The sequence below is a fragment of the Brevundimonas sp. DW-iso22 genome (assembly GCF_058725425.1).
Map to the genome: position 1 here is coordinate 261,788 of NZ_JBZXEB010000002.1, position 20,472 is coordinate 282,259.

Below are 20,472 nucleotides of genomic sequence, written 5' to 3' on the forward strand. Positions count from 1 at the left end.
ATGCGTCACAGCGGACTGTACACCTACAACCTGCCGCCGATCATCACCGACGGCCCCTTGGCTGAGGCCAAGAAGGCCGGGGCCTGGACCCCGATCGATCATCTCGACAAGCTGGCCGACGCCCTGTTCATCGGCGAGAAACAGGCCGAACGCAGCGATGTGAAGAGCATCCCGGACCCCTGGGCCCAGATGCTGGTCTTCGATCGCGCCCTGTTCGATGCGTCCCACCCCCTGCACACGACCGTTCTGCCTCAGTGGCGCGCCCTGATCGCGACCATCGCCCTGATGCCCGAGTTCAGCGCGGCCTATACACTGACGGCTCAGCCCGTCGATCTGGAAGCCAGCCGCCGCAACAGCCTGTTCGCCCGCACCCTGCTAGACCTCGAGCCCGCGCGTGTTCTGGTGCCGGAACTGAGCTGGAAACGTCCCGTCGCCCTGATGATCCAGGAGCGCGGCGGGGCCGGGGCCTTCGCCTTCGGGCCCGGTCGCCCGTTGGGCTTCCTGACGCCGACCAGTCTGGTTGCCGCAGGCCGCGCGTCGGAGCAGGTGCGCTGTCCCGATGTGCCGTGGCTGAAGGACGGTTTGTCCGACCCGATCGACGCGGCCCTGTCGGAGCGTCAGTTCCGTATCCTGGCCGACTATATCCGCCAGATGTGGACGCGGCTTAGCGCCCGCGACGATCTGGAACCCCGGCTGCGTGGCGGTCTGGCCCAGGCCCTGGAGGCCTTCCATCGGGCCGCCAATGCAAAAGCCGCTCCCGAAGTGCGCGGCCTGAACCCGGCCACCATCGACCTGGCCTGGCCCAACGCGCTGCATGCCCAGGTGCTGGGCTCTACGTGGCAGTTCGACGGCACCAGCGTGCCCCCGACCGAGGCCGACGCGGCCATCGAGCTGTCGCCCCCGGCTCGCAGCCTGTTCAAGGGCGCGATCCTGGTCGATCCGGATCTGGCCGAGACCCTGGGCAAGCGCCCGGAATCCATCTCCGTCTGGGGTCGGCACAGCCTGGCCGACGCCATGCGGCCCGCCACCTTCGACATCATCCGCCAGGAGGCCGAGGCCGAAGGCTGGCTGGTCATCCGCCCGTCCGACCTGTTCACCGACAGCCTGATCACCCTGGACAGCCAGACGATCAACGAGGCACACCCCGCCGCCTTCCAGTCGGCCTTGCTGCCGCTGTCGCCGCTGGCCCTGATGCTGGTGCCCGGTCAGGGCCTGGCCGAGGCGCTGGATATGTCGCCAAGTTCCGGCGACGCCGTGGTCCGCCTGCGGCTACGGCTTCAATCCGGCCGTCCGCATGCGGTACGCCGCGATCTGCCCCGCGCGGACCAGAGCAAACAGGTGCTTCAGGTCCCGGACGACCTGGCCTTCTGGCCCAACTTCCAGGCTCCCGGCTGGCGCTGGACCTTCCTGCACTTCACCGCCAGCATCAACTACTACATGCGGCCCCGGTTCGCCGTCACCGCCGAGGTGATGGCCAGTCAGGTGCGCGGGGCCTCGCTGGATATGTCCGACCGCGCGCGTCGCATCCGGCTGTGGTCGGACTCCTCCACACTGGCGATCGACGACCTGTTCGGCTTCGTCCCGCCCGCCTCGGCGCTTCAGCCCGAGCGCATCTCAACCGTGCGCGGCACGACGGCTAATGGCCAGCAGGAGGTTCTGGTCGAACGCATCGGCTTCACCGCCACCGATCAGGGCGTGGCCGAGCTTCATCACCTCCCCGGCGGCGCGGATGCGGTCTTCTTCGCCCGCAAGACGGCAACTGGCGACTTCGTGCCCGCCGGCATGGCGCTGGTCCGGTTCGCCCAGACCCGATCCTCGGCGCTGGAGGCCAAGGTGGCCGTCGACTTCGGAACCACCAACACCGTGGTCTATACGGAGCGGAACGGCCTGCGCGAGCGGCTGGCGTTCCAGGACCGGATCGTCTTCCCGTTCGGCGTGCGCGCCAAACAGGCGCGGCGCCGCGAGGAGCTGGTCGGGCAGTATCTGGGCTTCTTCCCGCTGCAGAAGCACGAGACGCCCTTCCCCACCGTCGCCAAGCTGCGCGAGTTCCGCCCGGCCCTGCCGCCCGAGCTTCAGGCCCGCGTCCGCGAGGGTCGGATGCATCAGCATGGCTTTGCCGACAATGTCTTCTTCGTCCCGAACTTCGACGGCTTCATCGCGCGACAGGCCGATCTGGGCATGTCGGACAACATCTTCCGCGAATGGACCGGCGCGGGGCTGCTGAAGTTCCGGCTGAAGTGGGGCGAGACCCAGTCCGAACGGGCTCTGGCCACCCACTTCCTGCGCCAGATCATGATGATGTCAGCCGCCGAGCTGGTCGCAGAGGGCACCGATCCCCTGGCCATCGACTGGCGCTTCTCCTACCCGCAGGCCTTCAAGCCGTCGCAGCACCGCCAGCTGGAGAACGAGCTGCGCCGCAACTGGTCGTCCCTGTTCGGCCCGCCCGGCGACACCACCGCCAACGGCCGCCCGACCTTCCTGCGCAAGACCGAGGGGGCCGCGGCCGCCCATGTCTTCGTGACCCAGGGGGCCGAGAAGCTGATGCTGGTGCTCGACATCGGCGGCGGCACCACCGACATCGCCCTGTGGCGGGACGGCAAGCCATTCTGGCGCAACTCGTTCAAGGTCGCGGGCGGGGACTTCTTCACCGCCTATCTGGCCAACAATCCCGAGGTCCTGCGCAAGATCGACATGAGCGAGGTCTCGACCGGCCTCAGCGAGGGCGATCCGCTCAGCGCGGACGGTCGCCGCGATTTCGTCGAGCTGTATGTCAACAAGCCGGCCTTCGCCCAGCGGTTCGCCGACAACTTCGGCCTGCTGGCGTCCGAGCCTGCGGGTCTGGGCCTGCAACAGGTCGCCTCCGTCGCTCTGGGCGGGCTGATGTACTACGTCGGACTGGTGCTGGGGCAGTTGGTGGCCGATCCGAACTCGGGCCTGCGCCGGGCCGACCTGGACCGGCTGACCGTCGCCTTTGCCGGGCGCGGCTCGACCCTGTTCCGCCAGTTCCACACGGGCGGCGCGGACGACGAGCTGACCCAGCTTGTCCGCCTCGCCATCGCGGCGGCGGAATACAATCCGGCCGATGTCGCCATCCAGTTCCGCTTCTCCGGCCCGCACGAGGCCAAGCATGAGGTGGCGCAAGGCCTGCTGGTCGATCGCCGCGAGGACCCCAACGGCAACGAAAGCCGCCTGGCTGTCCTGGGCGAGGATATCGATGTGATGGTGGGGGGTGTGGAGACCCAGGCCCTGGCGACCGCGCCCCTGACGGCCCTGCAAAGCGCGACCGAGGTCGACCGCATCGAACTGGCCCACCTCAGCCGCTTCCTGATCGCCCTGCGCAAGCTGACCGACATCAACATCGACATCGAGCAGCGCGGGGCCCTGAACGACATCCGCGCCAAGGTTCGCCAGAGCCTGTCGGATACGCTGCACGACTTGGACGCCGACGCCTTCACCGACGAGGATGCCCAGCCGTTCGAGCCGCCCTTCATCACCGCCTTGCGCGAACTGGTGTCGATCATGGCCCTGCCCCTGATCGAGCGCGACCGCCGCATCGTCGTCAGGGATATCTGACCGTGGCCGGGGACCGACTGTGGGGCCTGGGCGGCAGGAAGAAGACTGGAGCCGAACCGCAGTATGAGCCATCGGACGGTTCGACTGCCGATGCCGCTGCAACTCTTCCGAGGCGCGACCCAAGCGACACCACAGATGGCGCAGTCACGCTGGAGACTCTGCACCGGCTGCTGTCCCGCCAGCAGCGCCAGATCGAGACCCTGTCCGCCGAGGTCGCCCAGTTGCGCCGGCGCATGGATGGAGCCCTCGCGCGCCCGCTAACCCACGACGATCAACCGCTCGAGCCCTTCCCCGATCAGACCGATGCGCGGGGTCCCGGCGATCTGGCGGAGGATTTCTTCGAACAGGCTCCGGCTCGACCGGCACGCAAACCCACGGCCCCGGTTACGGCTGCTTCACCCCCCTCACCCCGCCCATCGACCAGCCGCGCCTCCACCCTGTTCGCACCTGCGGCCACGGCCTCGACTGCCGACGCAGACCTGATCGCCCAGCGCAGCCGTTCGCCCGAATTCAAGGCGTTGCTGGTCGCCTATCAGGGGCTTCTGGACGGCGCTGGCGGCATGGCCGAGTTCCAGCGCGCCTATGGCCCCGACTTCGTGACCACCGGGCCCGGTGAGTCCTTACGTCCCACCGTTGGCGACGAGGAAGGCCGCTTATGGTTTATCCCGCTGGACGACCGGCCGTCGCTGGGTTTGCTGCTGCCGTCGGACGGGCCGATCCAGCAATGGGGCGAACTGTATCAGTTCGGCGGCGGCACACGCGCCCAGTCCGTCTTCGGCCGCGCCTTCGAGGTCGAGCCGGGCAATGTGCTGCAGCTCATGGAGCCCGCTTGGGTCCGCTTCGACGGCGACACCATCACGCTGGAAAAACGCGGGCGGTTGCGGGGGGCCTAGTCCGGCTCTCCGTCCCGAAACCGCCACTTCATCCCCAGCACCGCCGCCGCCATGACCAGAGCGCAGGCATTGGCGACGATGATCGGCCAGGCCGTGGTCATCACACCATAGACGGTCCACAGCACGAAACACGTCACGGTCAGGGAATAGGTTTTCAGCGACACATTCGAAGCGTCGCGCTCCTTCCAGATCTTGATCATCTGGGGTGCGAAACTGGTGATCGAACACAGGGCCGCAGCGGTGCCCACGATATTGGCGACGAGGTCGCTCATGCCTTGGCCCTGGAGCCAGCCTTGCCCGAAGGAGAGGCCTTGGCGGGTTGCTCGGCCTCAATGTCGCTGGCCCGCTTGGCCGGCTTGCCCTTGATTGCCCGTGCTGGCTTGCCTTGATGCACTGCGATTCCGCGCGCTTCCACCTCAGCCAGGATGGCGTCCAGTTCCCGCTCGGTCAGGTGCTCGATACCGATGAAGCGGGCATCCGCCTGTTTCACCGCGAAGACCAGCTCGTCCAGCTTGGCCTGCATCGCCGCGCCATCGCGGTTCTGGGTATTCTGGATCAGGAACACCATCAGGAAGGTGACGATGGTCGTGCCGGTATTGATCACCAGCTGCCACGTCTCGCTGAACTTGAAGATCGGGCCACTGACGGCCCAAACAAGGACCACCGCCAGGCAGGCGATGAAGGTCCACGGCTTGCCCGCCACTTTGGCGGTCAGGGTCGCGAACCGGACGAACAGCTTTTCCATGACGGCCTAACCGCTTCGCTTGGGCGCGGTTCCGGTCAGTATGCACAAGCGCCAATCTATCCAGAGAGTACCGGACTTATCCAACCTGTCGCGGCAGGATTATCCAGACTTGTCCAAGCCCTTTATTCTTGCTGCGAGACCATTCCCGGTGCCCGCCGCGCCTGCGTCTTCTGCTCGAAAGCATGGCCCAGCGACAGGATGCGGGCATCCTCCCACTTGCCGCCTATGAAGCTGATCCCCACCGGCATGCCGCGGTCGAGGCCCATGGGCACGGTCAGGTGCGGATAACCGGCGACGGCGGCCAGGCGGCTGGCCGAGCCCTGCATGTCGTCCTCGTCCTCCGGGTCGTTGGTCCAGGCGCGCGAGGTTGTCGGCGCGATCAGGGCGACGACGCGGTGGTCCGCCATCATCCGGTCGATGCCGTCCGGCCCGGCGGCCTGCAACGACTTGGCCCGCGCCTCGACATAGGCCGGATCGGTCAGGCCGCCTGTGGCCTCGGCCCGCTCGAACAGGTCCTGACCAAACAGCACGGTCTCGCGCGGCTCGGCGGCATTGAAGGCGATGACGTCGGCCAGGGTGCGCGTCGGCACCTGCTGCGGATCGGTCGAGGCCAGATACAGGTTCAAGTCGTGCTTCAGCTCGGTCAGCAGGACGGTCAGCTCCCAGCCGCCGATCTGGCGGAACTGGGCCGGGGGCTCCGTGATCTCGACGATCTCCGCCCCCGCCTCGCGCATGGCCTGCAACGACCGCTCGAAGGCGGCGCGGGTCTCTTCGGAATAGGAGGGCAAGAGGAAAGACATCACCCCGATCCGCGCGCCGTTCAGGGACCCGGCGTCCAGGGCGGCGCGATAGTCGACCTTGCGCGCATCGGCCTCGGCCGTCGCGGGGTCCAGCGGATCGGACCCGGCGATGACCCCCAGCACGATGGCCGCGTCCTCGACCGTCGTGGTCATCGGGCCGGCCGTGTCCTGAGAATGGCTGATGGGCACGATGTGCGTCCGACTGACCAGACCCACGGTCGGCTTGAAGCCCACGATGCCGTTGACCGAGGCCGGACAGGTGATCGAGCCGTCCGTCTCTGTGCCTATGGCCAGTTCAGCCAGTCCAGTCGCCACGGCGACGGCACTGCCGGCCGACGAACCGCATGGCGTTCGCTCAAAGTCATAAGGGTTGCGCGTCTGTCCTCCGACCGCGCTCCAGCCGCTGATTGAATCCGAAGAGCGAATGTTGGCCCATTCAGACAGATTGGCCTTGCCAAGCAGAATGGCCTGCGTGGCTCTCAGACGCGCAACGATGGGCGCATCCCGACCGGGAGCGTTATTCACAAGAGCCAGAGAGCCCGCCGTCGTCGGCATGTCCGCCGTCTCGATATTGTCCTTCAGCACAATCGTGCGGCCACTGATTTCTGACAAAGGAGCACCCGGTCGGGACACCAGAGTGCTGCCCGCCGTCATAGGCTGAAGCACCTGCGGATGGTTCCACTGGATCATGCTCCGCCTCGTCTCGTCATAGGCCCTGAACTGACGCATGATGTTGTCTGCGGTGATCGGCGGGCGCAGCGGAATGCTCATGACTTGCCGTCGAGTGACCTCTACCTGAGGACTCGCGCCGCCAGCCTGATCCGACGTTTCTAGCTGGATGCAAGGAAACGGTGCATCTGCCCGCCCTTCACGCGCCAGGTCACGTGCGATGGACCGAACGATCTCGACGGGAAGCTGTTCTCTTGAAAGGCAGCCCTGTTCAACCGCGTCCTGTCGTGTCGTCGGTGTGGTCTGCGGGCTTTGCTGAGCTATAGACGCTGTCGCCGAGAGCACAACAAACGACACGCCCCACATCCATCTGCCGTATCGCTTCATCATCCCCACCATTTTCTTCGTCTCCGACCTTAACCAAAGTGCGGCAGCGAGCGGATCAGTCCGAGTTCGCCGCCCGCTCGCCAATCGTGCGGTCGAAGAAATCCAGATAGGTCCGCCATTGCTGCAGCTGTCGTTCATTGCCGCGAATGCCGTGGCGCTGGCCGGGATACAGCATCATTTCGAACGGCACGCTCTTGGCCTGGAGGGCGTCGATCACGCGGGTGGCGTTTTCGAAGATGACATTGTCGTCCGCCATGCCGTGCAGCAGCAGCAGCCGACCCGTCGACTGGTCGAGCTGATCAACCACGTCCGACGCCGCATAGCCCTCGGCATTGGCTTCCGGCGTCGACATGAACCGCTCGGTATAGTGGGTGTCGTACAGGCTCCAGTCGGTGACCGGGGCGCCGGAAATCGCCGACGTCAGCCCCATTTCTGGCTCCGTCAGCATGTGCAGGGTCATGAAGCCGCCGTAGCTCCAGCCCATGGCCGAGATCCGGTCAGCATCCACGAACGGCAGCGATCTCAGATAGTTGGCACCCAGTACCTGATCCTCGATCTCGGGCTGGCCCATCTTCAGATACAGCGCCTGTTTGAACGCCGTGGAGCGGTCGCCCTCGCCTCGGTTGTCCAGGCGGAAGACGATATAGCCCGCCTCGGTCAGCAGCTGGTTGGTCGCCGACTGCCAGCCGCGACGGACGCCGCCGCCTGACGGCCCGCCATAGACCTGCATAACGACCGGATAGGTCTTCGTCGGATCGAAGCCCGGCGGTGTGGTCATCTGCCAGACCAGGGTCTCGCCGTGGCTTTCCAGTTCGCCGAAGGTGACCTGACCGCGGCGGGAAACATAGGGGAAATAAGGATGGCTCTCGTCCAGCCGGTTCTCCTCGATCCAGCGCACGAAGGTGCCGTCGGCGCGGTACAGCCCCGACTGCGCCGGCGTGTTCAGGTCGGTGTAGTTGCCGACATAGGCCGTGCCCGTCCGGTTCATCGATGCGCCCCACCAGCCGCCAGCGGGCGTCACGGCGACCGGCGTCACCGTGCGGCGCAGGGAGGCGCGGAACATCTGCTGTTCGATCGGCAGTTCGCGCCCATCGCGCATGGAGGCGGTGAAGAAGACTTCACCCGTCGTCTGATTGACGCCGTTCAACCCCTTGATGGGATAGGCCCCGCGCGTGATCGCGCGCAGGCGACGGCCTTCGCGGTTGTAGAGATACAGATGCCGCCAGCCGGTCTCTTCCGACGACCAGATGAAGGTCCCGTCCTCCAGCGCGCGGAAATCGTTGGTCAGGGGCACCCAGGCGTCGGAGCGCTGGGTCACGATCACGCGCGAGGCCCCTGTGGCCGGATCGACGCTGAGCAGGTCCAGCCGCTTCTGATCGCGCGACTGGCGCTGGACGTAGAGCGTCCGCCCGTCCGCCGACCAGTTCACCCGCGCCAGATAGATGTCGGTGTTGGTGCCCAGATCGACCTTGGTCCGCTGCCCGCTCTGACGGTCCTGCACATACAGTTCGACCACGGCATTGGGGCGGCCGGCGCGGGGATAGCGCTGCTCGATCACGCTGGCCCCGCCGCCGGTGATGTCCAGCCGGGGTACGACATCGACGGTGGATTCCTCGGTGCGTTGCAGGGCGATGTAGCGTTCGTCCGGGCTCCACCAGTAGCCGGTGTCGCGGTCCATCTCCTCCTGGGCGATGAATTCGGCGGTGGCCCAGGTGATCAGGCCGTCGCCGTCGGTCGTGACCTCGGCCTCGGTGCCTGCTGCCAGGTCATAGACGACCAGATCCTGATCCCGGACCCAGGAGACGAAATTGCCCTTGGGCGAGACCTTGGCGTCGATCTCGTCCGCTTCGGTTTCGGTCAGGCGGCGGACATTGCCTCCGGCCCGCTCAGCCAGGAAGACGTCGCCTTCCAGCGGGGCCAGGATGTAGCGCCCCTGTTCGTCCCAAGAGTATTCGACCACACCGCGCTGGCTGATGCGCATGCGCTCGCGCCGCGCCTTCTCGGCCTCGGACAATTCGCCGGCGTCCGGCACCAGGGCCCGCGCGTCGATCAGCTTGAACGGCTCGCCCTCGCCCGTCGGGGCGGCCCACAGGTCCAGAACATCCACATCGTCCTCACGCGAGCGCAGGAAGGCGACCAGCTCTCCATCAGGCGACAGCGACACGCCCCGCGCCACAGGCCCGGACAATGAGGGATTGGCGAACACCCGCTCGGGCGTAAGAACGGCCGGATCGGCGCTCTGGGCCAAGGCGGCAGTGAAGGGGGCTTGGGCGGCCAGGAACAGGGCGGAGGCGAGAAGATGTTTGCGCATGGGCCGGGACGCTAAAGAGGGATTCTGCCCCCGTCACCCCCTGTCCGGCATCAATCGGCCATTCCCACGGATGATCTGCGCAGGCATCCTGTCGCCATGACCGAATCCGATGGCCGCTGCGGCTGGTGCGGCACCGACCCGCTGTATGTCGCCTACCACGACACCGAATGGGGCGTGCCGGAGTATGACGCCCGCGCCCTGTGGGAAAAGCTGGTGCTGGACGGGTTTCAGGCGGGCTTGGCCTGGATCACCATCCTGCGAAAGCGAGACGGTATCCGCGACGCCTTCGACAATTTCGATCCGGAGATCGTGGCCCGCTATGGCGAGGCCGACATCCAGCGCCTGCTGGGCGACCCGCGCATCATCCGCTCGCGCGCCAAGATCAACAGCGCGATCAAGGGGGCGCAGATCTGGCTGAAGATGCGCGACGAGGGCGAGGATTTTTCCGCCTGGCTGTGGTCCTTCGTCGACGGCCAGCCCATCCGGAATGCCTGGCCCGACTATCGCGACGGGCCGACCCAGACGCCGCAATCCGTCGCCATGACCAAGGCGTTGAAGGCACGGGGCTTCACCTTCTGCGGGCCGGTCATCGTCTATGCCTTCATGCAGGCCGTGGGCATGGTCAACGATCATCAGACCAGCTGCTTTCGCCACGCCCAAGTTCGTGCGATGGCGCGGCCATGACTGCGGTTCGCAACATCCCCTCCCTGTCGCTGGAGACCGACCTGTCGCGCGCGGTCGGTGGCCTGGTCTGCGGCGTGGACGAGGCGGGTCGCGGCCCCTGGGCCGGGCCGGTGTCGGCGGCCGCTGTCATTCTGAACCCCGACGACCTGCCGCCCGGCATCGACGATTCCAAGGCCCTGACGGAAAAACGCCGGTTCGAGATGGAGCCTGTGATCAAGGCCCGCGCCCTAGCTTGGGGCGTCGGCTTCGCCTCGGTGGAGGAGATCGCGGAACTGAACATCCTGCACGCGACCGGCCTGGCCATGTGCCGGGCCATCGAGGCGATGTCACTCCAACCCGTGGCGGCATTGGTGGACGGCAACTACCGCTTCAAATTGCCCTGCGAAGTCGAGACGGTCATCAAAGGCGACAGCCTCTCCCTATCCATTGCAGCAGCTTCCATCCTGGCCAAGACGGCACGGGATCGGCTGATGATTGATCTCGATGCGCAATATCCCGGCTACGGCTTTGCCGGACACAAGGGCTACAACGCCCCGATCCATTCCAAAGCCTTGCGTACCCTCGGCCCCTGCCCGGCGCATCGCCGCAGCTGGGCCCCGATCCGGGCCTTGCTGAAGGCGGAGGCCTAGAGCGACAGGCCGCTGCCCGCCAGAGCCCCAGCCAGCGCCGCAATCATGCCGCCCAAGGCGACGATGGCCCAGGTCTGGGCGCGGTCGTAGGGATCGGCCTGCGGATGGACCGCCGCCTTTGCGACTGGACGGCGACCAAAGGTCTGCGCCTCCCGATGACGCATGGCGTCGAAAGCATCGGCGGGTTGGTTCAAGGGGGTGCGCTGCTGTTCCATGTCGGTTTAACGACAATATGGAACGCCGGTTCCCGACATAGCGCCTCAGGCCGCGTCGGCCAGCTTCAGAGGCCGATCGCCGACCACGAACAGATACTCCACATTCCTCAGCCGCCCCACGGTCCCAACCTTCTCGCCCTTGGGATTATGGATGCCGATGCGGGCCCCGACATAGCGGGGGTGCTGGATTTCGATGACCTGCACCTCGCCGCGCGCCGACAGCATCTCGACCAGCTGATCGCGCGACAGATAGCCCTCGTCGTTGAACGACACGACCAGGTTGGGGGTCTTCACCCCGTCGATGACGGCCTTCAGGGCGGGGGCGATGCCGGGGCGGCTGTTGAAGGCGCTCTTGCGCGTGCGCACGTCGATCCGCTTGTTGGCGACACCATAGGTTTCGGGCTTGTCCCACAGCACCAGGCTTTCCCAGCAGTGGTAGTTGCCCAGATAGGAATGCTGATTATACGGCGGGTCCAGATAGACGAGATCCGCCTCGACCTCAGGGGCCAGCTCGACCGCGTCACGCTGCGTCGCCCGGCAAGGCCCCGCCGCCACGCCCGGAAGAACATCGGGCATCCGCAGTTCCAGCGGTTTCAACGCCCGCGCGGCCCAGGCCTTCATATAGGCCATCTGCACCCCGGCGGTGGAATCGACCCGGTCCGCAGCCTCCATCAAACTGACCAGGGCGATCGCTTCCAGTTCGGGCTCCAGGGCCATGGACGCGATCCGGTCGCGCATGGCATCGATCCGCGCACCGTTCTCGGGCGTGAAATAGCGGGCATCCTCGCAGAAGGCGCGGGTGAACCATCCCGCCCGGGGCGTCACCGTCCGCAACTCGGCCAGCACCGTCTCGGCCTTCGTCTCCCACCGCTCGCGATCCGCCTGCACATAGGCGGTGGCCAAGACATGTGCATAGGCGTTGACGTCATTGGACCAGACGCGGAAGCCCTGCTTTTTCAGCACATGGCCGACCCGCGCCGTGCCGGAGAACAGATCGCACACCAGCCCCCCGTCGGGCAGCCGACCACTGACCGCCGTGGCGATCTGGGTCAGCAACGCCCGCTTGGAACCGATGTATTTGATCATGCCGATCCTCGTAGGATCAGGCGCGCGACTTGCCGCCCTTCGCCGGAGCATGGGCCAGTCGCAGCAGATTCGCAGCCCCCGGCGCACCGAAGGGCGTCCCGGCCAGGATCAGCACCCTCTGACCTGCTTTCGCCAACCCATAGGTCATGGCGCTCTTGACCGCATCCTCGGTGACGTCTTCCAGACTGGTCGGCTCCTTGCCGAGCCGCGTCTCCAGCCCCCAGACCAGGGCGAGACGGCGAGCCGTGTCCGGATTGGGCGTCAGGGCCAGCACCGGCAGCAACGGCCGCTCGCGAGCCATCCGCCGGGCCGTCCCGCCCAGGGTCGTGAACACCACGATACAGGCCGTCGATTGAGCCTGAGCCGCCTTGCCCGCCGCCGCGACCAGGGCGTCGGCGTCGATATCGTCCATGCCGGCGTGTTCGGCATCCATCAGGCTGGGCCACAGGGGATCACTCTCCACCCGCTCGATGATCCGGCTCATCACCGCCACCGATTCCAGGGGGTACTGGCCCGACGCGGTTTCGGCCGACAGCATCAGGGCATCGGCCCCCTCATAGGCGGCATTGGCCACGTCGGAGGCCTCGGCGCGCGTCGGCGCGGGCGAGGCCGTCATGCTTTCCAGCATCTGGGTCGCCACGATCACCGGCACGCCGCGCTGGCGGGCGGCGCGGATGATCATCTTCTGGGCCACTGGCACCTCTTCGGGCTCCAGCTCGACACCCAGATCGCCGCGCGCGACCATCACGCCGTCGCAATAATCCAGAATGCTGTCCAACTGAGCCAGGGCCTGGGGCTTTTCGATCTTGGCCAGACAGGCCGCCTTGCCGGCGACCAGCCGCTTCAACTCGGCCATGTCCTCGGCCTTCTGGACAAAGCTCAGCGCCACCCAATCCACGCCGATGCGCAGGGCGAAGGCCAGATCTTCACGGTCCTTGGGCGTCAGGGCCGAAACCGGCACGACCGCCTCGGGCACGGCCACGCCCTTGCGATCCGACAGTTTGGAGCCGCTTTCGACCGTCACATCGGCCCATTCATCCGTGCGCTCGCCCACACGCAAACGCACCCGCCCGTCGTCGAGCAACAGCAGCATGCCGGTCCGCAGGGCCTTAAAGATTTCCGGATGCGGCATCTCCACCCGCGTGGCGTCGCCTGGGGTGGGATCCAGGTCGAACCGCATCTTGTGGCCCTGCTTGACGTCAATCTCGACCTCAGCAAACCGGCCCAACCGCAGCTTCGGTCCTTGCAGATCGGCCAGCACGCCCAGCGGCCGTTTCAGCGCCATTTCCGCCCCCCGCACGGCCTTCAGCGCCGCCGCATGATCCTCATGCGTGCCGTGGCTGAAGTTCAGACGAAACACGTCCACCCCGGCCTGGGCCAGGGCCTTGACCGTGCCGGGCGCGCGGCTGGCTGGTCCCAGGGTGGCGACGATGCGGGCGCGGCGAGCTCTGATCATCGAATATCCATGCGGGCGAAAGGGATGATGCCCTCTTGTGCCCACGAAACGCGCTGCGGTTAAGCCGCGATCGCCGCGCGAAACACGAAGTTATGCGCTATGGACAGGCCAAACGGCCTTTCGAGGCCTCACACGGAGCGCCGATCATGGCCGGACTGAAGGACAAGCGCGGCTTCATCGACAAGGACCGGCTGGACCTGTCCGAGCGTCAGGCCGTCGAATACTGGATGAAGCGCTGGGGCGTGACGCGCGACCAGATCACCGCAGCCCACCGCAAGGCCGGCCGCATGGTCAAGGACATCGCCGCCGAACTGGGTAAGAAGCGCTGAATAGATCAGCCGATGGTGCGAGCGGCGGGGGTCGAACCCGCAAGACCGAAGCCGACAGATTTTAAGTCTGTTGCGTCTACCAATTTCGCCACGCTCGCAGGCGCAATGGCCTTAGCAGCGCCGGGCCACTTGGGCCATGCGATATCCTTCTTACGGCGCGGTGGCTGGCGCGGCCGCCCGAAAATCCACATCCGAGTTGGCCAGCAGCCACAGGAAGGCGGCCCAGGCGGCGACGTTCTGGGTCATGGCCTCCGGATCGATCCGGTCCAGCACGTCGTCGGCTGTGTGGTGGGTGTCGAAATAGTCCGTACCGTCCTGGTTCAGGCGGAAGGCGGGCACGCCCAGAGCGACCGTCGGGCCGGTATCCGGCCCGCCGCCCGTCGCCGGGGCCGGATCGAACAGAACGCCCAGCGGCGTCAGCACGCCTTGCGCCGCGCGCCGGAAATCGGTGTCCGCTGCGCCTGCGGGCAGGGCCAGGCTGTAGATCGGGCCGGCACCGAAGTCGCTTTCGGAAATGGCGACATGGTTCACCATCTGATCGCGTCGGGTCTCGGCATAGTGACGGGCCCCGGCCAGGCCCTGGGCGGGCGGCGGCTGGCTGACCTCTTCGGAACCCCACCAGACGACGCGGATGGTCCGGCGGGGCTTGCGCGGCATGTCCTCGATCAGCTTCAGGGCGGCGGCCGTGATGGCCACGCCTGCGCCGTCGTCGATGGCCCCGGTCCCCAGATCCCAGCTGTCCAGATGGCCGCCGACGACGATGACTTCGTCAGCATCCGGGCCCGAGCCGCGCACTTCGCCCACCACGTTCTGGCTGACACTGTCGGCGGTGAAACCGGCGGTGGAGAACAGGCGGATGCGCAGCGGTTCGTCGGACAGTCGCCCGATCCGGCGCAGTTGGTCCGCATCCGGCGGGCTCATGGCAAAGGCGGGGATGGTGCCCTCGCCTACCCGCGTCGCGCCCGTGTGGGCAAAGCGATGGTCGTGCGTGCCCAGCGACCGCAGCACATAGCCGATGGCCCCGCGCCGGGCCGCCTCGGTCGGGCCTGCGCCGCGGATGGGTGAGGTCGCGCCATAGCCGCGACCGTCCTGGGCCTGGACCGTGTCCTGAAGCACGATGGCAATCTTGCCGTTCAACGAGCCCTCGGGCTGATCCAGCAACTGCTGATAGGTCTCGAAGATGGCCGCTTCGCCCTCGATGCCTTCCGCCGGGGTGGCGATGGACCCGCCCAGCGAGACGATATTCAGAGGCTGGGCGAAGGGCCCGACGATCTCCACCCTCGCCTCGCCCCGTGTCCACAGGGCCAGGGGAAACTGCTCGATGGAGACGTTGTCGAAGCCCATTTCGCGGAACTTGTCCGCCCCCCAGCGCGCCGAGGCCTGCTCCGAGGCCGAGCCTGCGAGCCGAGGCCCGAACCGCGTTGTCAGCTCCGAGACCAGATCATAGGCGACATTGCTGTCCAGCGCCCGGTCGCGCAGCTGCTCGGCCTCGCGGATGGTGCGCGCGTCCTGCGCCAGGGCTGGGGCGACGGACAGACCAAAAGCAAGCGCACTGGCGCAGAGAAGGCGGGCGGACAGGCGCATGACGGCTCCGGGAGACTCAGGAAAGCAGAGCGAACCGTAGCGGGCACCTCGTACCGCGGGAAGCGACTATCGCGACCTAGGCCTCTTCGCCCTTGACCCAAGCCTCGACCGGCCCTTGCAGCTTAACTGTCAGAGCCTTGCCGCGGCGATCCACGCGATTGCCGACAGCCAGGCGGACCCAGCCTTCGGAGATGCAGTATTCCTCGACATTGGTCTTTTCCTCGCCCTTGAACCGGACGCCGATGCCCTTGGCCAGCAGATCGGCATCGTGGAACGGGCTGTCGGGATCGACGGACAGGCGGTCGGGAAGGTCGGTCATGGGATTACGCTCGGGCAAGACATCAGGCTGCGGGCTTTAGCGGACGCATCCCCCATCGCCAAGGCCGGTTGAAACCTCGGCGTCGCTGCTTAGTTAAACGGCTCCTTCGAAACGGAGCCTTGCCATGACCGACCAAGCCACGATCACCGTCGATGGGAACACCATCCCCCTGCTCGGCTTCGGCACCTGGCAACTGGAGCCCGCTGACGCGCGGCGCATGGTGGCCGAGGCCCTGAGGATCGGATACCGCCACATCGACACGGCCTGGATCTACAAGAACGAGGCGGCGGTCGGCGACGGCATTCGCGACGCGATCGAAGCGGGCCACGTCGCGCGCGAGGACATCTGGCTGACAACCAAGATCTGGGTCGAGCATTTCGACCACGCCGGCCTGCTGAAACAGGCCAAGGAATCGGCCACCAGCCTGGGCTTCACTCCCGACCTGCTGCTGCTCCACTGGCCCAAGACCACGCCGCCGTTTGCCGAGACGATCGGTGCGCTGAACGAAGCCAAGGACAAGGGCTTCACCCGCAACATCGGCCTGTCCAACTTCCCCTCGGCCCAGTTCCGCGAAGCGCAGGCGATATCGAAGGCACGCCTGATCACCAACCAGGTCGAATACCATCCCTACCTCAAGCTGACGCAACTGCTGGAAACGGCCCGGGAGCTGGGGTCGTCCATCACCGCTTGGTCCCCGCTGGCCCAGGGCAATGTGGCCGACGACCCGACGCTGAAGGAAATCGGCGACCATCACGGCAAGTCCGCCGCCCAGGTCACCCTGCGCTGGCTGATCCAGCAGGACGTCATCGCCATCCCGCGCACGACCAAGGTGCATAGGGCGCAAGAGAGCTTCGACATCTTCGACTTCGCCCTGACCGAAGAGGACATGGACCGCATCCACGCTCTGGCCCGGCCCGACGGGCGCCTGGGCGACTGGCTGGACAAGGCCTTTGAATGGGACCACGAATGGTGATCAGGCCCGCGCAGACGGGCCGATAGGGCAAGGCAACGTCATCGCTCCATCACCTTATGGGGGAGCGGCTCAAGGGAGCGGCACATGGGTTCTGTGCATGGTTTTCCGGTCGTCGATCCCGCAGACGCGGCGGTCGGTGCCCGATTGAAGCACTGGCGGGAGCGACGGGGGCTGAGCGTGGAAGACCTGGCACGGCTGATGGACATGACGCCCGAGGAGCAGCGCCGCATCGAGGCGGGCCGGGCTCATCTGAACAGCCTACGGATCGGCACGGCGATCAGCGCCCTTCGCCTGCCGCTCTGGGCGCTGACGTCGGACACGCGGGCCTACTGACCATGCCGTGGAGACGCTCTCAGGTCTGGCGAGGTTTCAAGGCTGGATGGCGCGATGGCCGGGGCGACCCGGCCGCCGTCAAGGCCGGAGCGGCACTGGGCTTCATCGCAGGGCTCGCGTTCTGCCTGGGACTAGTCCTGTCATGAAGACCCTATGGCGCGGCGTGTTCGCCCTGGTCGGCCTGTTCGCGCTCGTTGTTCAGTACGCATTGATGATCGGCGCAGACCCGGGCCGTATCGCTGCCCTCACCCTGAATTTCTTCAGCTTCTTCACCATCCTGACCAATGTTCTGGTGATGCTGGCGATGCTGCTGCCGGTAGTCGCGAGCCGCACCGGGGCTGGACGGGCGATGGCGTCACCCGGCGTGAGGGCGGCAGTGACCATGTATGCCGTTGTCGTCGGGCTGGTGTATCACTTCCTGCTGCATGCCACCTGGGCTCCGCAGGGCTGGCTGTATGTGGTCAACATACTGCTGCACTACGTCATGCCCAGCGCCATGCTGATCGACTGGCTGGCCTTCGTGCCGCGTGGACAGCTGACGTGGCGGGACCCGGCGCGGTGGTTGCTGTTTCCCCTGGCCTATGGCGGCTGGACCTTGGTTCACGGTTTTGCCTCCGACTGGTGGCCGTACTGGTTCGTCGACGTCAGTGAACTGGGCCTGGCCCGGACTGCCGCCTATTTCGGCGGACTGCTGATCTTCTTCCTGATGGTTGGCCTTTTGGTCGTGGCGATCGACCGCAGCCTACCGTCAGGTGACAGGACGCCCGTGTCCGCCTAATCCACCAGCATGGCCTATAAATCCCTGCGCGACTTCATGGCGATGCTCGAAGCCGAGGGCGAACTGGTTCGCGTGTCCGAGCCGGTCTCCACCCACCTCGAGATGACCGAGATCCAGACCCGCCTGCTGCGCAACGGCGGGCCGGCGGTGCTGTTCGAAAAGCCGGTCATGCCGGACGGCTCGATCAGCCCCATCCCTTGCCTTGCCAATCTGTTCGGTACGGTGAAGCGCGTGGCCATGGGCGTGACCATGGAGAAGAAGGTTCGCACCACCGCGGCCGAACTGCGAGAGGTCGGCGAACTGCTGGCCTTCCTGCGCAACCCGACCCCGCCGCGCGGCCTGTCGGACGCCATGGAAATGCTGCCGCTGGCCCAGACCGTCATGTCGATGCGGCCAAAGGTGGTGAAGAAGGCCCCGGTGCAGGAGGTCGTGCTGAAGGGTGAACAGATCGATTTGACTGCCCTGCCCGTCCAGGGCTGCTGGCCGGGCGAGCCGGCACCGCTGATCACCTGGGGTCTCGTCGTCACCAAGGGCCCGAGCGACGACCGGGAGGACGACTTCAACCTGGGCATCTATCGCATGCAGGTGCTGGGCAAGGACAAGGCCATCATGCGCTGGCTGGCCCATCGCGGCGGGGCCCAGCACTATGCCCGGCACAAGAAGGCCGGAAAGCGCGACCCCCTACCCTGCGCCGTTGTTCTGGGGGCCGATCCGGGCACCATACTGGCGGCGGTGACCCCGGTCCCGGACACCTTGTCGGAATATCAGTTCGCGGGCCTGCTGCGTGGACAGAAGGCCGAGCTGGTGCCCTGCAAGACCGTGCCGCTGATGGTACCTGCCAACGCCGAGATCGTGCTGGAAGGCCATGTCCTGCTGGACGAGCATGCGCCCGAGGGCCCGTACGGCGACCACACCGGCTATTACAACTCGGTCGAGACTTTCCCGGTCTTCCAGGTGACGGCCATCACCATGCGGCGCGACCCCATCTATCTGACCACCTTCACCGGTCGCCCGCCGGACGAGCCTTCTGTCCTCGGCGAGGCGCTGAACGAGGTGTTCATTCCCCTGCTGCGCGCGCAGTTCCCCGAGATCACCGACTTCTGGCTGCCGCCCGAGGGGTGCTCCTACCGCATCGCCGTGGTGTCGATGAAGAAGGCCTATCCCGGCCATGCCAAGCGGGTCATGCTGGGCGTCTGGAGCTATCTGCGCCAGTTCATGTACACCAAATGGGTCATCGTCGTGGACGACGACATCGACGCCCGCGACTGGAAGCAGGTCATGTGGGCCATCTCCACCAAGATGGACCCGGCGCGCGACATCACCCTGATCGAGAACACCCCGATCGACTATCTGGACTTCGCCAGTCCCGAGAGCGGTCTGGGCTCCAAGATCGGACTGGATGCCACTGACAAGTGGGAGCCGGAAACCAAGCGCGAGTGGGGTGAGGAGATCCGAATGGACAACGACGTCGTGGCCCGTGTGACAGAAATGTGGGGCCGTCTTGGCCTGCCCGGCGACCAATCACCGATATGGAAATGACACAGTTGCGAAATTGTGTCCGAAACCCGCTTCACATGTGACGGAAATGTAATCTAGGGTCCGGCAACGCCGTCATTCAGTTTAGGGTTACGAGATGAAATTGCTGCTTGTTGCCACGCTTGCACTGGCCACCGCCATGCCCGTCGTTACCACCGCCACAATAGCCGATGCCCAGGTAATGGTGGGTCGCGGAGCGAGTTCACGCGATCGCCCAAATCTTACGGAGCGTCGCGAAGCTTCGTTGATGGAGGCCGAGGATCGTGTTGCTGAACTCGACAGCAAGATTGCCGAACTCAAGGCCGTCGAAGAGCAAACGGGAACCCTGACAGACTCCCAGCGGCGTCAACTCGCCCAGCACGAAGGCCGAAGGGCCGCAGCCCAACGCGATGTAGATCGCCTGCTGACACTTTTGAACCGCTGATCCAGTTCCGTCTCGGCCCCTGGCCGCTCGCTCTATGCAGAGTAAAGGGCCTGGGGGCCAGATGAGCGCATTCGAGTTCTTTTTCAGCTTCTACGGCCTTCTGCTGGGCCTGTCGGTTGCCGAGCTGGTCGGGGGTCTCGCGCGCATCCTGCATGAGCGGCATCGCGTCCGCTTCGGTTGGCTGACGCCGCTTCTGGCCGTGTTCGTCGCCATCGACCTGGCAACCTTCTGGAACCAGGCCTGGGTGTTCTTTCGCGGAGCCCCCTTCAACCCGGTGCTGCTGCTGGTTGGCCTGGTCGTCGCCGCAACCTTCTACATCGCGGCCAGTGTGACCTTTCCCCGAGTCAGCGCGGAGGGGGTAAAGACGCGCATTGATCTGGACGAACATTTCTGGGCTCACAGGCAACTGGTATTCGGCTGCGTCCTGGCTGCCAACGCCATCGTCTGGATTTTGCTGGGGTTTCTGGCCTTGGCTGATCCGAGTTGGGCCGCCGTCTGGTCCATCAGACTGATCATAGGCGTGGGCATTTTTGCAGTATCCACCGGCGTCGCCGCCTTTGCCCCACAGCGAAAGGTGGTCATTGCGGCCCTTATTGTGGTCCTGGCCTATACGATGTGGAACATGACGCGAGCAGCACACATGCTGTTTGCTTCAGGCGGGTGGTCACCAGCCTTTGGTGGCTAAGTACGGCCCAGGGCAGCCATATCCTCGCTGACGAACGGGTATCCAGCGCTTGCCATCACAGCC

At 66.0% G+C, this 20,472-nt stretch carries 20 protein-coding genes and 1 tRNA gene; 11 read left to right on the forward strand and 10 right to left on the reverse strand.

Going from position 1 to position 20,472, the window contains the following annotated elements; genetic code table 11:
- The gene (locus AC4PRM_RS01185; protein ID WP_492038501.1) at positions 1-3,573 is read left to right on the forward strand and encodes a hypothetical protein; all 3,573 of its coding nucleotides are present in this window, start codon (positions 1-3) and stop codon (positions 3,571-3,573) included.
- A 2-nt stretch (positions 3,574-3,575) separates the two neighbouring features.
- Positions 3,576-4,466: a hypothetical protein gene (locus AC4PRM_RS01190; protein ID WP_492038502.1), complete on the forward strand. Its 891-nt coding sequence runs from the start codon at positions 3,576-3,578 to the stop codon at positions 4,464-4,466.
- Here AC4PRM_RS01190 and AC4PRM_RS01195 read toward each other — a convergent pair.
- The 4 genes from AC4PRM_RS01195 to AC4PRM_RS01210 form a co-directional block, all read right to left on the reverse strand.
- Positions 4,463-4,738, reverse strand: coding sequence for a SemiSWEET family sugar transporter (locus AC4PRM_RS01195; RefSeq protein ID WP_373255706.1), 276 nt, complete (start codon positions 4,736-4,738; stop codon positions 4,463-4,465). The genes AC4PRM_RS01190 and AC4PRM_RS01195 overlap by 4 nt on opposite strands.
- Positions 4,735-5,211: a low affinity iron permease family protein gene (locus tag AC4PRM_RS01200; RefSeq protein WP_492038503.1), complete on the reverse strand. Its 477-nt coding sequence runs from the start codon at positions 5,209-5,211 to the stop codon at positions 4,735-4,737. The genes AC4PRM_RS01195 and AC4PRM_RS01200 overlap by 4 nt, the downstream gene beginning before the upstream one ends.
- Positions 5,212-5,333: 122 nt before the next feature.
- The gene (locus tag AC4PRM_RS01205) at positions 5,334-6,665 is read right to left on the reverse strand and encodes an amidase (protein WP_492038817.1); all 1,332 of its coding nucleotides are present in this window, start codon (positions 6,663-6,665) and stop codon (positions 5,334-5,336) included.
- Positions 6,666-7,122: 457 nt separating this feature from the next.
- The gene (locus tag AC4PRM_RS01210; RefSeq protein ID WP_492038504.1) at positions 7,123-9,378 is read right to left on the reverse strand and encodes a S9 family peptidase; all 2,256 of its coding nucleotides are present in this window, start codon (positions 9,376-9,378) and stop codon (positions 7,123-7,125) included.
- A 96-nt stretch (positions 9,379-9,474) separates the two neighbouring features.
- On the opposite strand from AC4PRM_RS01210, the gene AC4PRM_RS01215 reads away from it, so the two are divergent.
- Together AC4PRM_RS01215 and rnhB are read left to right on the forward strand one after the other, a co-directional pair.
- Positions 9,475-10,062: a DNA-3-methyladenine glycosylase I gene (locus tag AC4PRM_RS01215; RefSeq protein WP_492038505.1), complete on the forward strand. Its 588-nt coding sequence runs from the start codon at positions 9,475-9,477 to the stop codon at positions 10,060-10,062.
- Positions 10,059-10,691: a ribonuclease HII gene (gene rnhB, locus AC4PRM_RS01220; protein WP_487923192.1), complete on the forward strand. Its 633-nt coding sequence runs from the start codon at positions 10,059-10,061 to the stop codon at positions 10,689-10,691. Before AC4PRM_RS01215 ends, rnhB begins: the two co-directional genes overlap by 4 nt.
- Here rnhB and AC4PRM_RS01225 read toward each other — a convergent pair.
- The 3 genes from AC4PRM_RS01225 to pyk all read right to left on the reverse strand — a co-directional run bounded on the left by AC4PRM_RS01225 (position 10,688) and on the right by pyk (position 13,448).
- On the reverse strand, positions 10,688-10,885 hold the full coding sequence (locus AC4PRM_RS01225; protein ID WP_487923193.1) for a hypothetical protein: 198 nt from the start codon (positions 10,883-10,885) through the stop codon (positions 10,688-10,690). The two genes, rnhB and AC4PRM_RS01225, sit on opposite strands and share 4 nt — an antisense overlap.
- A gap of 66 nt (positions 10,886-10,951) precedes the next feature.
- Positions 10,952-11,992 (reverse strand): DNA adenine methylase, encoded by a 1,041-nt coding sequence (locus AC4PRM_RS01230; RefSeq protein ID WP_492038506.1) that lies wholly within the window; start codon positions 11,990-11,992, stop codon positions 10,952-10,954.
- A gap of 16 nt (positions 11,993-12,008) precedes the next feature.
- A complete protein-coding gene (gene pyk, locus AC4PRM_RS01235) occupies positions 12,009-13,448 on the reverse strand; it encodes a pyruvate kinase (protein ID WP_492038507.1) in 1,440 nt (479 codons plus the stop codon).
- A gap of 146 nt (positions 13,449-13,594) precedes the next feature.
- Between pyk and AC4PRM_RS01240 the strand changes: the two genes are divergently transcribed.
- Entirely contained in the window at positions 13,595-13,777 is a 183-nt protein-coding gene (locus tag AC4PRM_RS01240; protein ID WP_013269402.1) for a DUF3606 domain-containing protein, read from the forward strand.
- A gap of 13 nt (positions 13,778-13,790) precedes the next feature.
- Here AC4PRM_RS01240 and AC4PRM_RS01245 read toward each other — a convergent pair.
- The 3 genes from AC4PRM_RS01245 to AC4PRM_RS01255 all read right to left on the reverse strand — a co-directional run bounded on the left by AC4PRM_RS01245 (position 13,791) and on the right by AC4PRM_RS01255 (position 15,680).
- Positions 13,791-13,875 (reverse strand) — tRNA-Leu (locus AC4PRM_RS01245).
- 52 nt (positions 13,876-13,927) lie between these two features.
- Positions 13,928-15,361, reverse strand: a complete 1,434-nt coding sequence (locus AC4PRM_RS01250) for a M20/M25/M40 family metallo-hydrolase (RefSeq protein ID WP_492038508.1) — start codon at positions 15,359-15,361, stop codon at positions 13,928-13,930.
- A 76-nt stretch (positions 15,362-15,437) separates the two neighbouring features.
- Positions 15,438-15,680 carry a DUF3297 family protein gene (locus AC4PRM_RS01255; RefSeq protein ID WP_292173583.1) on the reverse strand — a complete coding sequence of 81 codons (243 nt, stop codon included), beginning with the start codon at positions 15,678-15,680 and terminating at the stop codon, positions 15,438-15,440.
- A gap of 124 nt (positions 15,681-15,804) precedes the next feature.
- On the opposite strand from AC4PRM_RS01255, the gene AC4PRM_RS01260 reads away from it, so the two are divergent.
- The 6 genes from AC4PRM_RS01260 to AC4PRM_RS01285 all read left to right on the forward strand — a co-directional run bounded on the left by AC4PRM_RS01260 (position 15,805) and on the right by AC4PRM_RS01285 (position 20,409).
- Positions 15,805-16,653: an aldo/keto reductase gene (locus AC4PRM_RS01260; protein ID WP_492038509.1), complete on the forward strand. Its 849-nt coding sequence runs from the start codon at positions 15,805-15,807 to the stop codon at positions 16,651-16,653.
- An 84-nt stretch (positions 16,654-16,737) separates the two neighbouring features.
- Positions 16,738-16,986: a helix-turn-helix domain-containing protein gene (locus AC4PRM_RS01265; protein WP_373255719.1), complete on the forward strand. Its 249-nt coding sequence runs from the start codon at positions 16,738-16,740 to the stop codon at positions 16,984-16,986.
- A 142-nt stretch (positions 16,987-17,128) separates the two neighbouring features.
- A complete protein-coding gene (locus tag AC4PRM_RS01270) occupies positions 17,129-17,764 on the forward strand; it encodes a Pr6Pr family membrane protein (protein WP_492038510.1) in 636 nt (211 codons plus the stop codon).
- A gap of 9 nt (positions 17,765-17,773) precedes the next feature.
- Positions 17,774-19,303, forward strand: a complete 1,530-nt coding sequence (locus tag AC4PRM_RS01275; RefSeq protein WP_492038511.1) for a UbiD family decarboxylase — start codon at positions 17,774-17,776, stop codon at positions 19,301-19,303.
- Positions 19,304-19,397: 94 nt separating this feature from the next.
- Positions 19,398-19,724: a hypothetical protein gene (locus AC4PRM_RS01280; protein WP_373255722.1), complete on the forward strand. Its 327-nt coding sequence runs from the start codon at positions 19,398-19,400 to the stop codon at positions 19,722-19,724.
- A gap of 61 nt (positions 19,725-19,785) precedes the next feature.
- Positions 19,786-20,409: a hypothetical protein gene (locus AC4PRM_RS01285; RefSeq protein ID WP_373255723.1), complete on the forward strand. Its 624-nt coding sequence runs from the start codon at positions 19,786-19,788 to the stop codon at positions 20,407-20,409.
- Positions 20,410-20,472: the final 63 nt, after the last annotated feature.